Origin of the sequence: Bacillus sp. FJAT-44742, assembly GCF_002797315.1 — a bacterium.
In the GTDB taxonomy this organism is placed as follows: domain Bacteria; phylum Bacillota; class Bacilli; order Bacillales; family Marinococcaceae; genus Thalassorhabdus; species Thalassorhabdus alkalitolerans.
Genome location: NZ_KZ454936.1, coordinates 2,306,836 through 2,320,870, shown reverse-complemented (window position 1 = coordinate 2,320,870; position 14,035 = coordinate 2,306,836). Strand labels below are relative to the sequence as shown.

14 protein-coding genes and 1 pseudogene are annotated in these 14,035 nt (G+C 40.5%); 8 read left to right on the top strand and 7 right to left on the bottom strand.

Annotated features, from left to right (window positions below; genetic code table 11):
• Positions 1-30 precede the first annotated feature (30 nt).
• Positions 31-264 (top strand): annotated as a pseudogene (locus CEF17_RS21055) (IS5/IS1182 family transposase); the annotation flags it as partial.
• Between the two features lie 250 nt (positions 265-514).
• Here CEF17_RS21055 and CEF17_RS11555 read toward each other — a convergent pair.
• From CEF17_RS11555 to CEF17_RS11545, 3 genes are all read right to left on the bottom strand, one after another.
• Entirely contained in the window at positions 515-1,477 is a 963-nt protein-coding gene (locus CEF17_RS11555; protein WP_100399662.1) for an LCP family protein, read from the bottom strand.
• 180 nt (positions 1,478-1,657) lie between these two features.
• Complete coding sequence (locus CEF17_RS11550; RefSeq protein WP_100399661.1) at positions 1,658-4,228, bottom strand: CBS domain-containing protein; 2,571 nt, start codon at positions 4,226-4,228, stop codon at positions 1,658-1,660.
• A 73-nt stretch (positions 4,229-4,301) separates the two neighbouring features.
• A complete protein-coding gene (locus CEF17_RS11545; RefSeq protein ID WP_100399660.1) occupies positions 4,302-4,583 on the bottom strand; it encodes a hypothetical protein in 282 nt (93 codons plus the stop codon).
• A gap of 228 nt (positions 4,584-4,811) precedes the next feature.
• On the opposite strand from CEF17_RS11545, the gene CEF17_RS11540 reads away from it, so the two are divergent.
• Complete coding sequence (locus tag CEF17_RS11540) at positions 4,812-5,033, top strand: hypothetical protein (RefSeq protein WP_100399659.1); 222 nt, start codon at positions 4,812-4,814, stop codon at positions 5,031-5,033.
• Between the two features lie 95 nt (positions 5,034-5,128).
• Positions 5,129-5,881, top strand: a complete 753-nt coding sequence (locus tag CEF17_RS11535; protein ID WP_100399658.1) for a YjbA family protein — start codon at positions 5,129-5,131, stop codon at positions 5,879-5,881.
• A 342-nt stretch (positions 5,882-6,223) separates the two neighbouring features.
• On the opposite strand, the gene trpS is transcribed toward CEF17_RS11535, so the two are convergent.
• Positions 6,224-7,213 carry a tryptophan--tRNA ligase gene (gene trpS, locus CEF17_RS11530; RefSeq protein WP_100399657.1) on the bottom strand — a complete coding sequence of 330 codons (990 nt, stop codon included), beginning with the start codon at positions 7,211-7,213 and terminating at the stop codon, positions 6,224-6,226.
• Positions 7,214-7,449: 236 nt separating this feature from the next.
• On the opposite strand from trpS, the gene CEF17_RS11525 reads away from it, so the two are divergent.
• A complete protein-coding gene (locus CEF17_RS11525; protein WP_100399656.1) occupies positions 7,450-8,553 on the top strand; it encodes a glycosyltransferase in 1,104 nt (367 codons plus the stop codon).
• On the opposite strand, the gene CEF17_RS11520 is transcribed toward CEF17_RS11525, so the two are convergent.
• Positions 8,539-8,730: a hypothetical protein gene (locus tag CEF17_RS11520; protein ID WP_157843017.1), complete on the bottom strand. Its 192-nt coding sequence runs from the start codon at positions 8,728-8,730 to the stop codon at positions 8,539-8,541. The two genes, CEF17_RS11525 and CEF17_RS11520, sit on opposite strands and share 15 nt — an antisense overlap.
• A 70-nt stretch (positions 8,731-8,800) precedes the next feature.
• Here CEF17_RS11520 and CEF17_RS11515 point away from each other — a divergent pair, with 70 nt between their 5' ends.
• A complete protein-coding gene (locus CEF17_RS11515) occupies positions 8,801-9,349 on the top strand; it encodes a peroxiredoxin family protein (RefSeq protein WP_198508957.1) in 549 nt (182 codons plus the stop codon).
• Positions 9,350-9,418: 69 nt separating this feature from the next.
• The gene (locus tag CEF17_RS11510; protein ID WP_198508956.1) at positions 9,419-10,315 is read left to right on the top strand and encodes a DMT family transporter; all 897 of its coding nucleotides are present in this window, start codon (positions 9,419-9,421) and stop codon (positions 10,313-10,315) included.
• Between the two features lie 172 nt (positions 10,316-10,487).
• Here CEF17_RS11510 and CEF17_RS11505 read toward each other — a convergent pair whose 3' ends face one another.
• Positions 10,488-11,471, bottom strand: a complete 984-nt coding sequence (locus CEF17_RS11505) for a sodium:calcium antiporter (protein WP_100399652.1) — start codon at positions 11,469-11,471, stop codon at positions 10,488-10,490.
• Positions 11,472-11,953: 482 nt separating this feature from the next.
• On the opposite strand from CEF17_RS11505, the gene CEF17_RS11500 reads away from it, so the two are divergent.
• On the top strand, positions 11,954-12,226 hold the full coding sequence (locus CEF17_RS11500; protein WP_100399651.1) for a YciI family protein: 273 nt from the start codon (positions 11,954-11,956) through the stop codon (positions 12,224-12,226).
• 22 nt (positions 12,227-12,248) lie between these two features.
• Positions 12,249-13,118 carry an NAD(P)-dependent oxidoreductase gene (locus CEF17_RS11495; protein WP_100399650.1) on the top strand — a complete coding sequence of 290 codons (870 nt, stop codon included), beginning with the start codon at positions 12,249-12,251 and terminating at the stop codon, positions 13,116-13,118.
• 80 nt (positions 13,119-13,198) lie between these two features.
• On the opposite strand, the gene CEF17_RS11490 is transcribed toward CEF17_RS11495, so the two are convergent.
• Positions 13,199-13,735, bottom strand: a complete 537-nt coding sequence (locus tag CEF17_RS11490) for an HD domain-containing protein (RefSeq protein WP_100399649.1) — start codon at positions 13,733-13,735, stop codon at positions 13,199-13,201.
• Between the last annotated feature and the right edge of the window lie 300 nt (positions 13,736-14,035).

The following is a 14,035-nucleotide window of genomic DNA, read 5'->3' as shown; positions in this document are numbered from 1 at the left end:
CCACAACCTAACAGAATCGGAGGTTTCCTTATGTTTAAAGATGATAACATGAATCAAGTCGTTTTGCCGATGGACCTTTCTTATAAACTCCAGGAAAATGATGTTACTTTCTTTTACCGTCAATGCTCTCGTTGAAGCCATACCCGGTGAAGCATTAAGTGCTTCCTTCGTTCAACCGGTTGTCCGTCCTATGACCCAAGTGTGATGGCGAAGCTGATCCTTTGCGCTTATACACAATCCACTATTTCCGGAAGAAAAATTGAGGGCAAGCAGCCGGTTGTGGAAAAGAGATTAAAGATGAGACAATCTTCATTGGGCACGAAGGGCGACGCCACAGGCTGTCTATGGGAAGCGTAAGATCGACGGGGATCCAGTCTTAGGATTCCTGTAGTCTAATTTGCGCACCGACCAGCGGATAACCAAACAGGTTTGAATCCAAAAATAAGGCTCTAATTATCAAAAAAGATAATCGGAGCCTTATTTACTTAGGTGAGCCAGTTTTGTCCCACCATCCTTAGTTTTCTTTAAAAAAATCTTCGATAGCTCGTTCATTTGTCGTTTGGTCCCACGTAATGACATCTCCTGCATGACTATATGTTTCATACTGGTAGGTATTCTCAAGGGGAAACACGTCTGTTTCAAGTTCCGTGTAAGGAGTATGAACCAAATTATTTACCCAGCTGAACATAGAAGAAGTGGACATGTTTGTTTCGCTGCGGTTACGCAGTAAATTTACCAAAGTTGAAATCTCTTCTTTGTTCGGTAATGATAGTGTTTCTTGAAACAATGTCCTTTCTATTTCCTCACGTATCTTATTACGGCTATAGCTGTTCTCTTTCCCATTAAGAGTATGAAGAAGCATAACTGTCTGACTGCCATCCAAGGTATCAGGCAGATCTTGTCCAACATCTAAGTAAGGCAGAGGATCATCCAGCAAACTGATATTAGAGGTGAGGCGTGATTCCATTTCTTTTGTATTAAAACCTTGTGGCACAAGAAAATCGATCAAGTCTGCCACTCCTTTTGGAGGGAATAAAGCATAATAAGTAATGTTTACTCCAAAATGATCTTCTATGGTTTCTATTAAAAGTTCAATACCACCATAAGAATATGCCAATTTCAATTTATGGTCAGGACCTCCAGGGATGGAAACATAACTGTCTTCTAATAGTAGTGCATGCCGTAATTTTTCTTCTTTATGTGAGTAATTGGCTAGTGATATCGTCTGAGGGGTTACATGATCGTCATCCTCTTTGCCAAGCCCAACAAATAGAACAATTTCCTCGTTCCCGGAAGGTGGGTCTGCAAGAGCCGTACTATTTGCTTGATTTGCAAAGCCTTTATGGTCCATTTGTTCGTTTTGAGTAAAGGTTTGGAAATAAAAGGTGAATATAATTGCAAGAATCAAGAGGCTGACTGAGCTAAGGAAGAAGACCGGTTTAAATGCGAATAGTTTCTTCTTGTCTTCGCTTTCCAAAATATTGACCTCCCTTACATCCACACTAGATTATAGCAGATTACAGCTATTTATGTAGAGGGATATTTTAATTTTATTCTTTTAAGAATGTTTGTCTTTTCCAATGTTAATCGATTAAAGAATAGCCCTGATGAGGATTCACCAGGGCTGGATGACATTCCATATTTATCTTATTTGGGTTTACTTCCGGCGGGAAAGTTCTTTAGCGTAGGAAAGAGCTTCTGATTTGTTTGTAATGAAGCCATCAAAATAGGCTTTCTCGGCTTGGAATAAGAGATCTCGAAAAAGAGGCCCAGGTTGAAGACCTAATCCTTTTAAATCATTTCCGTCCAGAAGCTTTGGAAGAGAGGATCTTTTTATTATATATTCCTTTATCAATTCTGAGGATATTTTTTTCTCTTTTACGGTAAAGAATGAATAGGCAAAAAATAAGGCATCGTTTGTAAAAGAAAAAAATTGATCATGAATTTCTCCAAGTGAATAAGGTGAAAAACGAGTTTCTTTTTCAAGCAGAGTAACCGCTTCTTCAAGGATTTGATTATAGTGGCGGTTAGCTGCATAGGTTTGTGCACGAAGCAAATTTTCTTTGTCAGCTGAAAACAGGGCCATAAGACACATAAACCATTTATTTTGTGCAGAAAGGAGTTCCTTATACTCTTTAAAACAGAATTCAATTGTGTGAAGCAATGCTTTGGTTTCTTCTGTGCAGTCTGCACCCGGAAGAAAGTGTTTCAGTACATCAAGATCTTTCAGCCTTGGAACAGCTTGTACAGGGTTTACTTGCCTGAGCAGAATTTTAATTTCATTTGCAATTCTGTCCTTGGAGAGGGAAGAGACCGCTGACATCGAATGTCGTGCAAATTTTTCTGTCTCCACGTCAAATCGAAACCCAAAACGGATCTCAAAGCGAATTCCCCGTAAAATTCGGGTTGGGTCTTCAATGAAGCTTAAGTTGTGAAGGACTTTAAGTCGTTTGTTTTTAATATCCTCTAGACCGTTATAAAAGTCGATCAACTGCCCGAAGTTTCCTTCGTTAAGCTCAATGGCCATGGCGTTAATGGTAAAGTCCCTGCGGTACAAATCTTCTTTCAGGTTAGATAACTGTACTTCTGGCAGGGCTCCGGGAAAATTATAATACTCGGTTCTGGAGCTTGTAATATCGATTTTGAACCCTTTTGGCAACGTAATTACAGCTGTACCAAAAGATTCATGTTTTTTAAGTTCCCCTTTTACTTGTGAGGAGAGCTTCTCTGCAAAGGAAATTCCGTTTCCTTCTACTACGATATCTACATCATAATTAGGACGTCCCATGATCAGATCTCTTACAATTCCACCGATCATATATACTTTAAGTTCCAAGGCATCTGCGAGATGGCTGACTTCTTCGAGGAAATCAAAGATCTCTTCTGGCAGATGATCATTCATTTCTTTGGCTAAATTGCGCTCTTCTTCTAATGCATGTTGAAGCTCCTTGCTGTGAAGAACTTCAATGACATTTGTACGAGAAACAATTCCTACAACCTTTTCATCGTCAACTACGGGGAGTCTCCCTACATTATGGCGGATCATGACCTCCTGAATTTCTTCGAGAGTCGTTTTGGGTCCAATGGATAGTGGGTTTGTGCTCATATACCCTTTCACTGGAGCATGACCAAGACCATGATGAGTGGCTTTATCAATGTCTCTCCTTGAAATGATGCCGATAAGCTTATCATTTTCACCCATAACAGGAAAGCCAGTATGACCAAAACGAAACATCATTTGTTTCACTTCTTCTACTTTCATGTCAGGAGGAATAGACTTCACAGGACTTGACATCATAACGTCTGCCGTTATGGCAGGCTTAACCGTTATTTTCAAATTAGAGACAAGGTTATCTTTAAGGCTTTTAAGCTCAGGGTCCTTCACAGAAGCAGAAGCCGCCTTTTCATGGCCGCCACCGCCAAATCGATTGATGAGAGGCAGAACGTCAATTCGGTTGGTTGAAGAGCGGGCCACAATAAACGCTTTGTTTCCCATCTTAGAAACAGCAAATACAGCATCAGTCCCCGTTGTTTGCAAAAGCTTGGTTACAACCGTTGATAAGCCTCCCACAAAGTTTTCCTGTTCGTGCCATGTCACCATCATCGTTAAACCTTGGAAGTGATACTCTTTTCCGTTGGAGAGGAGCTCGTGCAGCAATTCCTGCTGGTTATATGAAAGACCTTGCTCTGAAAAACGATTGACCAGCTCGAGGTTTAACCCTTGTTCCATCAAATAAACGGCTGTTTTCATGTCGCGAATGGTGGTAGTAGAATAAGACAATGATCCTGTATCAGTATATAGGCCAAGTCCAAACAAAGTAGCTTCAAAATCCGTGATGGAAACCTCTTGTCTTTGTATTTCCTCTAGAAGGAGGGTGACAGCTGCTCCAGTCGGTTCAAGAACTGATGTATCGCCTTTTATGTCGCCTTCTTTAGAAGGATGATGATCAAAAACAGTAATATAGGGATCAGTGCATTCTTTTAAAAAGGAACCTATTCTGTTAGGTGAAGCTGTGTCAACAATAATGAGGTGAGTAACGTTCTCCCAGGAAATATCTTTTGCTTTATAAAAATCAAACATATCACGGTATATAGCCAGAAAGCCTTCAACCGGAGGGATTTGTTTATCGCTCAAGGCAAGCATGGCATCGGGATACAGTTTTTTTGCTGCTATCATGCTCGCAAGGCCATCAAAATCTAAATTGGTATGTGATACAATAACTTCCATTTTTTCCTCCTCTGACACTGTCAATAGCAATTCTACTTGTTCTGCGTATGTAGATGTAGAATGTATATTTCCCTTATTTCTGCTTTTTTAACGTCGTGATGAAGGCGTGAAATTCTTTTAATGAAAGAGAAAGAATAGCTTCTACATTATTTTGTTCGGGAGGAACTTCCACTTGATCAAAATACTTCATGATTTCTTCAATTTGGTCTTTTTGTTCCTTATACAGTCGCAGAGAAGTGAAACTAGTTTCAATTCCTAAATGAGAAGCTCTGGCGTTTAAGTCAGTAATCAGGGCATCGAATTCTTTTACTTTGTTATAGTATTGCTGAAGCTGGCGGTCTCGATTTGTGGACATCCTTAATTCTCCTAACTCCCTTAAGTTAGTTACATTTTAGTTGAACCATAGAACACCTGTAAACGAAAAAGAGAGCCCTTTGCTGTGTGTTATGGATGAATAATGGGTGTACTTCAAAATGTTGGGACTTTTTGAAGGGGAATAATACGAACGTGGCGAAAGGTTAAGAAAATATGATAGAAGCAAATTTGCTTTAGAGGAATGATTCTATAAGTAAAGGAGAGGAGAATGCTTGTAAGATTCTTTATTTTACTAGTAGGTTTTGGATTATCAGTGGCGGGTGGGATCAGTCTTCTGGCGTATATGAATTACATGGCAGCAGGATATACCTTTTATTCGTATGTGGAATTCATCGTGCACCGAGTTGAATTCTATATTTTTGTTCTCGGCCTTCTTTTTATAGCAGTCAGCATTTATTTTCCACAAAGAATGCGAGGGAACAAAGAATAAAAGAAAAGTTCAGACAAAGCAAGGTTATGGAATAAATTGGGTTGCCTCTGACTATACTGTGGGTACAAAGCGCTTAGAGTTAGGAGGCTGAAGGTATGGTCCAGGTAAGAGATGTTTGGATTAATTGGTTTGAAGGAGAAGAAAACGGGTACAACGTCTGTCCTTTTCATGAATGGCGAAGCGAAGATCGTGTGGAAGTGCTTGATCAGGCTGTGGTGGTCAAGGTAACAGAACGGTTGTTTAATTATATTGAAAATCGACTCGAAGACTTGCCTGATACTCTGTTGAAGGACGTGTACCAAAAAAGTTCTTTAAGAAAGAATATGTCCCGGGTCACTCTGGATTACTGTTTTATCGCTTGCGATGGGACAAGAATTATAGCCGTGGATACATTGGGATATAACACACCAATACGCAAAAGCCGACTCACCCCAAGACAAGAACAAATCATTTATGATCTGCTGGCTGAAGAAAATGAAAAAGAATACGATATTACTGAGGCAATGCCGGAAAAGGAATATCACATATTATCTCCACACCCACAGTATATGGAAGGATTAACGAGAAAAGAACGTCAATTGAAACAACTTTTGTTTATGGCTGTTGACCAGCTTTATACAACCGGCAACGAAGCTGAAATTCGTTACTGGTACACGGAATGGAAACCAACGAGCTATCCGGTGATTCAAACGATGGATAAGGACGAAGTATGGCATGCATTGTATGAAGAAATCCAAACAGGCTGGACAAGCCGCCACTACGAACTTTGTGAAGCGATGATTAAAGGTCAGCCCTTTTTTGAAAAGCTGTGGGATATGCAGCATGAAGAGAGCATTAAGAAAAATTAAACGAACAGACCCCCTGTCATCACACTTATGCTTTGAATCTAATATGTGAACGTTTAGGATTCACATTTACAGGTGTTAGATTCTTTTTTATAATAGAAGTTGAATGAATAGATTTGATGGCAGGGAGGTTTTGAGATGGACGGGTTAGCTTATTTGGTTATGCAGATCTTAACCGTCGTATATGCAGTAGGGACCATCGCACTTGCATTATTAGTTGGTAAAGTTTGGAAAAAGAGAAACGGCTATTAATACTTATTGATACTTATTTTTGAAGAATAAGATGAAAAAAGAGAACTCTGTTCCGTTAACAGAGTTCTCTTTTTTCATTTCCAGTTATTTGTGCTATCTTCTTTTTCGGCCAAGGCCCATTGCTCGCTCTGCTTTGGCTAACGTCTTAAAGGCTTTTCTATTCGCTCTTTCTGCCCCTTCGTCAAGGATGTTATCAAGTTCCTGTGAATCAATGAGTTCATTATATCTTTCTTGGATAGGACGCAGGATTTCAATAACAACTTCCCCAACCTCCTGTTTGAAATCACCATACCCTTTGCCAGCATATCTGCTTTCAATCTCCTCTAGACTTTCACCGGTTCCTAAAGACAAAATCGACATCAGATTAGATACTCCAGGTTTTTCTTCACGGTTAAAGCGGATCTCGTTTTCAGAATCAGTTACGGCACTTTTAATTTTTTTCATAATTGTTTTTTCATCATCAAGCATAGATATAAATGCTTTTTGGTTTTCGTCTGATTTACTCATTTTCTTCACAGGATTCTGTAAAGACATGATTCTTGCGCCTACCTTAGGGATTTGTACCTCTGGAATTGAAAAAATATCATTATATTTCCGGTTAAATCTTTCAGCAAGGTTCCGGGTAAGTTCCAAGTGCTGCTTTTGGTCCTCGCCAACTGGTACAATATCTGTCTGATACAGAAGAATGTCTGCTGCCATCAAAGGAGGATACGTTAATAAAGCAGAGGAGACAGCTTCTTTTCCTTCCGACTTATCTTTAAATTGCGTCATCCTTTCAAGTTCCCCAATGTAAGATACACATTGCATAATCCAGGCAAGCTGCGCGTGAGCAGGAACCTCGGATTGAATAAATAGTGTAGATTTTTGTGGATCAATACCTACGGCTAAGTATAGAGCAGCGAGGCTTTTTATATTTTTACGGAGGGTTATTTTATCCTGAGGCACGGTAATCGCATGCTGGTCAACGATACAAAAAAAGCACTCATTATCCTCCTGCATATCTACAAAGTGCTTCATGGCACCCAGATAATTGCCGAGAGTCAATGTGCCGCTCGGCTGTATGCCAGAAAATACTGTTTTCATGATTTGTCATCCCTTCTTCTCCTAAAATACAATTGGTCATTTTCAACAGGGAGAAACTAAGAACCCCTGTAGTTTACAACTTGAGTCCTATCAAATACTTAGTTTGCTTTGTGATTGATCTCTTACCATATTACCCGAAACTCTTTCCTCTCGTAAACCGGACACCTAAAGTTTACATGCCGCTCCTCTTTTGCGCATAGCATGTTAGAAAGAAGGGGACAAAGGGGGGCACCGGTGTGAATGTCTTGCTTTTTTCAATGTCCGGATGTAACGGTTCTGATCGTGCTGCGCTTGCTGTCAAAGAGGAAGGAAAAGCGTATGGAATGAAAATCAAGGTTGTTGACCCTTTAAAAGAATACGTTCCAGGGGCCCACCAATTTTTAAAGAAGAGAACACTTCTTAAAGAAAACAGTTCGAAGATCGCTGGATATATAGAGAAGTATTTGGAGGCTTGGGCTAGATATCTTTTTAAGAAAATGTATCCATGGCTTGATAAGGTTTCTAGAAAGGCTGATTTGTTTGTAAGTATTCACCCGCTTTATACGTATCTCCTGGCATTATACAAAAGCGAGCGCAAAAGCAGCATACCTTTATACGGTGTGAATGCAAATTTCACCCTGGAGAGGATGCACGATGTAAAAGGTGTGAATGCCATTATCACTCCTTTTCCGTTTGCAGAGGCAGGCAGTAATACAAGCGCACCTGTAGTCCCTCTGGGTATGCCTGTCATGTCAGCTGACAGCATAAAGAATACAAAAGAAGGAGCAAGGACGGAATTCTCTCTTTCATCTGATAAAAAAATAATAACAATTGTAGAAGGGGAGGAAGGGATCTCATATTCAAGAATGTGGAAACAGCTTTCAAAGGTGCCGGTGCCATGTACCTTCCTCTTACTAACTGCAAGGAGTTCAAAGGCAGCTTCCTTCTACTTTAAAACTAGTCATTCCGGCCATGATATACGCATTGTACCTCATACAACAAAATATTATGAGTATCTTCTTACAAGCGATATTGTCATAGGAAGAGGCGATGCTGTAACCAGCAGTGAAGCCCTCTCCTTAAAAATCCCTTTTATCTGTTTGCCGTCGCGAAAAGATGTAGAGAAAGAAAACCCTTTGCTGTTACAAGAAAGAAATGCAGCTCTCGCCACTGAAAATTATAAAGAAGTGAAGGAAAGAGCATCAGACTTACTTTTGAATCCTTTTTTGTATCAAAGAATGCAAAAGTCTGGGTATGAATTTATTAAAGATTCGGCTGCTCCATCAATTGTCAGGTATTTATTCAGGGAAGGTGTCAGGGGTCAAAGGAGAAAGCTTCCCCCGTACTTAACTCTCATTTGACGTTTGATCCTTTTTTCTTTTCTCCCACAGTAACCCTCCATAGAAAAGACAGGCCAAAAGAAGGGGAATGATGAGCATCCATCCAGGATCTCTGTTTCCCTGGTATGTATACAAGACTACACCTCCAATGATAATAGAAAGAACAGTTAAGATGACCCGGTACCACCAGATTCTCAAGAGCAGGGCTCCTTTCAAAAAATAATAGAGGGACATAAAATAAAATCCCGGACCCGGAGAGGAGAGCATGATGAAAACAGGTAAAGGCAGACTCATATTTGTTTTGTTTTGCGGGCTGTTTTTTTTATTGGGGTTAATGTATCAAAATTGGGAAGCGCCGGTCAAAGAAGTTGTTCAGCCCATTGAAAAAGAAGGAATAGAAGCCGGGATGAAAGCACCTGACTTCTCCCTGCCTTCTCTTGCAGGAGGAGAGGTGACGTTATCTGATTATTACGGAGAAACCGTCATTCTTACCTTTTTTACTACGTGGTGCAGTGTTTGCCAGGAAGAGCTTCCTGCCTTGTCTCAACTGTACCAGGAGGAAAAAGGAACAGGAATAAAAATGTTTGCGGTTAATGTTGCGGCACAAGAAGCACAAGGAAAGGACCTAGAGAACTTCTCCCGTCATTTTCAATTATCAATGCCTGTTTTAATCGACAAAACCGGAACGTCTTCTCAAAAGTACCAGGTAACCGGAGTGCCAATGACTTATATCATTGATGCAGAGGGGAAAATAGAAAAAAGATACTTCGGGCCTGTGCATCAAGAGGAACTTAAGAAACACTTTAGAAAAAATTGACAATAGTCTCCTGCTGCCATACGATGAAACACAGATATGTTACTTAAGACGGCAGCAGGAGGGCTAATCATGGGATTTATCCTGGCTTTGTTAACAGGGCTTTGTTTTGCGATCAGCAACATCTTAGTAAGAAAAGGGATGGCCCATTCACAAAAAGATAATGGAGTACTGACAACGTTATTGGTGAATCTTATCGTATTGGGGGGTGCCGCTTTACTTTTCAGACTCCTTACAGAAGGACAGCCAATAACTTGGCAGGGGTTAGGGTGGTTTGCCCTGGCAGGTGTATTTACAACATTTCTTGGGAGAACCACTTTATTTATGAGTTTTCGGCATATTGGACCAACGAGGGGAACAGCTGTTAAGAACAGTGCGCCTATGTTCACCGTACTTTTTGCTGTGCTTTTTTTGGGAGAAGCAGTGGCAGGTCTTCCCTTGGTTGGTATCATTCTTGTATTATGCGGCCTTTTCATCCAGGGTTATTATATGGTTCAGCAAGGCCCAGATTTATCTGTGGATAAAGGAAGAGAGAGAAAGGGTTACTTCATAGCGCTGACTTCTGCCGTTGTGTTTGGGATCGGTCAGGCTTTTCGGAAGCCAGGAATGGAGAGCATGTCGGACCCGTTTTTAGGAGCGTTTATTTCGGCTTCAGTAGCTTCGATACTATTTTTATCCGTGGAAGCAAGGGAAACGCGTATCTTTACTCAAATAAAGCGGCAGATAAAAGCAAAAAACATATATTATATAGGAGCTGGTGTCTTTACAAGCTTTGCTATGATCTGTTTTTTTTCTGCAATTATGTTTATACCAGTTTCTTATGTAGCTGTGGTAGCTGCATTAGAGCCCATGTTGACTATTATTTTAAGTAAACTGTTTCTTAGGCAGGAGGAGAAAATTTATGGGTATACATTGGCAGCCGCTTTCACAATTGTAGGCGGAGTAGCTATGATCATCCTTTTTACTTAAGGAAAACTGAAATGAACGAGGTTGACAACAACCAGATAAAAAATGACCCTCACCTGCTGGTGAGAGTCATTTTTCATTTTTCTTGTTTTACATGGCACCTCGCTTGCACTTAAATACGGTGCGCCACCAGTTCAAGTTCAATTTCACTCGCTTTTTACGATGACTTGTTTATTTAAGCAATGAATATTAAATATGAGGAGACAAAATAAAAAACAATCAATACAGCTGAAGGCAGGGGATAAAAAGTAATATGATCCTTGCGTCCTCGAAAGATAGACAAGAGGACGATAGCTGACAGAATTGTTACAGCAACTGCCGTAATCATATGAACATCACTTACAGCCTGAAGAATTGGAGCAGGCTGATAAGCCAAATCTGTGACAAACAACAAAATAATGTTAAAGAGGTTACTTCCAAGAATGGAGCCTAAAGCTAGGTTGTGGTTCTTTAATTGAAGAGCCACTAGCACTGAGACAGCCTCTGGCAAGGATGTGGAAGCTGCAATAAGGAAGCTTCCTACAAAGCTTGAGCCCAGGCCCGTAATGACAGCAATCTGATCTCCTGTAATTGTAAGAACAGAACCGGCAAGCAGTATGATTACTGCAGCAATAAGAAACCCTATCTTTGCTCGCTTTAACGAAATGGCGTGTGTATGGTAGTCTGATTCCTCTTCATTCCCCTGGACCGGGGCTTCTCCTTTTACTCTGCTGATTAAAACCATCCCGCCTATATACACGGCAAGAATAAGAAGAGAATCAAGGCCAATGCCAAGAATGGAAATATCGGTTCTGACAAAGAGAGCAAAGATGACCATTAAGCCTAAAAACATTCCTAAACTTGATGTATAAGCATGAGATTTAGAAGTTTGACCAAAGAGCTTTTCCTTACGGTAAAACAAATCAAATACTGCGATGATCAGCAGGTTAAACATATTGCTTCCTAATACATTTCCAACAGCAATGTCTGGATTATCAAGCACAACGGCTGTTAAACTGGTTGTCACTTCAGGAAGGGAGGTTGCCCCTGCTAAAAGAAGCGTTCCTACCAGCAATCCTCCAAGCTTTGACTTCTCACTTAAGACATCGGCATAAGTGGAAAGTTTGATTGCGGCCAGCACGGTGAAAATGGCGGCAATAGTAAATAAAAAGAACGCCATAGTGTTTGTCTCCTTTTCCCTCCGTAATAGTAAGGACATTTTCAGGCCTTTTCATTAGAAAAAGGAGGGAGCTTTTACCACAAAAAAAGACCCTTTTATAAAAGCCTTCTGGTTTTCTCCGCCCAAAAAGCTTTCATAAAAAGGTCTTGCGTACCTTGAGTCACATGGACTTCAAAGCTCAACGGACCGAGTGAGAAACTCACTGTCATGACGACCCGCCAACCATTTGGACGCTACTCCCCTTTAAATGAACCTTGTTTACAAGCTAAACATACCACCGCTTTCGTACCCAGTCAATGGAAAATTTTGAATAATTGGCCGTTTTATTCATGGGAAAAGGCATGAATAAATAAAACCTAACACCGGAAAACAAAATACTTTATCTATATAGAAAACAAGTTTAAAATAAATAGGTGAAAGTAACATTTTGAAAATTTATACTATTGTCCAGCCCTTTGCTGGAATTTGGGAGGAGAGGTAAGATGAAGTATTTTGCAGCATTTTTACCAATGAAAGATAAGGAGCTTAGTGACAAATACAGACAAGCTCATTTAGATTTCTTAAACAAACTAAAAGACGAAGGAACGATCCCTGCTTATGGACGCTTTGTAGATGGCGCAGGAGGATTGGTCATCTATAAAGGAGAATCCCAGCAAGAAGTTGAAGAACTGGTGAAGCAGGATCCATTTGTGTCCGAAGGGGCAAGAGATTTTGAAGTCCATGAATGGGCATTGGTGTCTGATCACTGGAAATAAAGAGCCGGAAGGAGGAAGATCAATGACAAAATTAGCATACATAGGGCTTGGGAATATGGGACTTCCCATGGCTGTAAATCTTGTGAAAGCTGGCTATGAAGTCTACGGCAAAAACCGTTCTCAAGGAAAAGAAGAGAAGTTTGCCGGACAAGGCGGAAAAGTGGGGAAATCTGTTAGCCAATTGGCAAAAGAAGCTGATGTTGTCATGACATGTCTGCCTATGCCGGATGATGTGGAGAATATGATTCTGGGGAAAGACGGCCTTCTTGAACATGCGAAAGAAGGATTGACGATCATTGATTTTAGTACGGTTTCCCCAGAACTGAATGTGAAAATTTATGAACAGGCTAATGAGAAAGGGGTGCACTTTTTAGATGCACCGATTAGCGGAGGCACAACTGGGGCAGAAGCAGCAACTTTAGCCATTATGGTTGGCGGGGATGAGAAGGTGTTTCAGGAAGTCACCCCAATTCTTGAAACAGTCGGCGAGAATATTACATATGCCGGCCCATCCGGCAGCGGGACGAAAGTGAAGCTGATCAACCAGTATTTTGTCGGTATGCATACCATGGCTGTAAGTGAAGCGATGCATCTGGCGACTGAAGCTGGTATTGACCGGGACCTTCTTTATAGTGTTCTTAGTAAAAGTTTTGCTCAGAGCAGAATTTATGACAGGCATTATCCTGATTTTATTGCCAAAGAGCAGTACACACCAGGCTTTGCCCTTGAACTCCTTCATAAAGACCTTAGACTGATGAGTGCAATGGCTGAGGAAGCAAATGTTTCTTTAGAATTTGGTCAAAGTATAACCAAGGCTTTTGCAAAAGCAGAAGAGATGGAATTAGGTAAAGAAGACATGAGCGCTTTATACAAATATGTAAAAAGCAAATAACAAAAAAGCCATCAAGCCTTGTTAAAGGGGGTTGATGGCTTTTTTAATTTACTTGGCTGATCACCCGATATTTGGTAAAGCTACACCGATTCTTTAAGCTTTCTTTCATAAAGAGCTTTCTCAATCATTCCATCCAGCTGTTTCAGCTTTTCATAAGCCTTTTCTTCGGAAATGCGGCGGTAATGGTGACGTCCGTTTGGTTCCTCGTCCATTTCATCTGCGAGTGCGACGACTCGCTGAAGGTTACTTCGGTTTAAATCGGCTTCAGGCAGATAAGAGTCTGTGTGAAGCAGAATTGCTAATGCAATCTCTTTTGCAAAACGCCGGTCTTCACCAAGCCTCACTAATAATTTATGAGCCCGTTCAGCTCCCTTGATGGCGTGAATGTCATTTTCTTTATATAAATTAAAGTCCCACTCTCCATTTTTATACCACGTATAATGCCCCATATCATGAAGGAAGGCTGCTTTTGCAGCAAGGTCGGGATTCACTCCGTATTCGTGAGAAAGACGAAATGCGTGATAGGAGGCAGAAATGGCATGGGCCAGACCAGCTCGCTTTACATATTTTTGGGCAATCGGGTGATTAAATATTTGTAATAGCGTTACTTGTCTCATACCAAAATCCCTCCTATACTTTTAGTCTCTTCTAAATATATTTTTACTATTATAACGATTTCCAAACATACTTGCAAGTGAAATTTAAACGTTTTAGTTTACCGCTGCCTATATTATCTTAGTCACAATATATACAAGGTATTCGTCACAATTTAAATTGCATTTTACTGGTTTTCTTCAATATAGACAGGGAAAACAAACCTTGCGACGAGAAATAATAAAAAATTGCGAGAGAAGGGAGATAATGACATATCGCGGGAGGAGTAACAAAGAAAGTTGGAAAAGAAATGAAATTTTTCC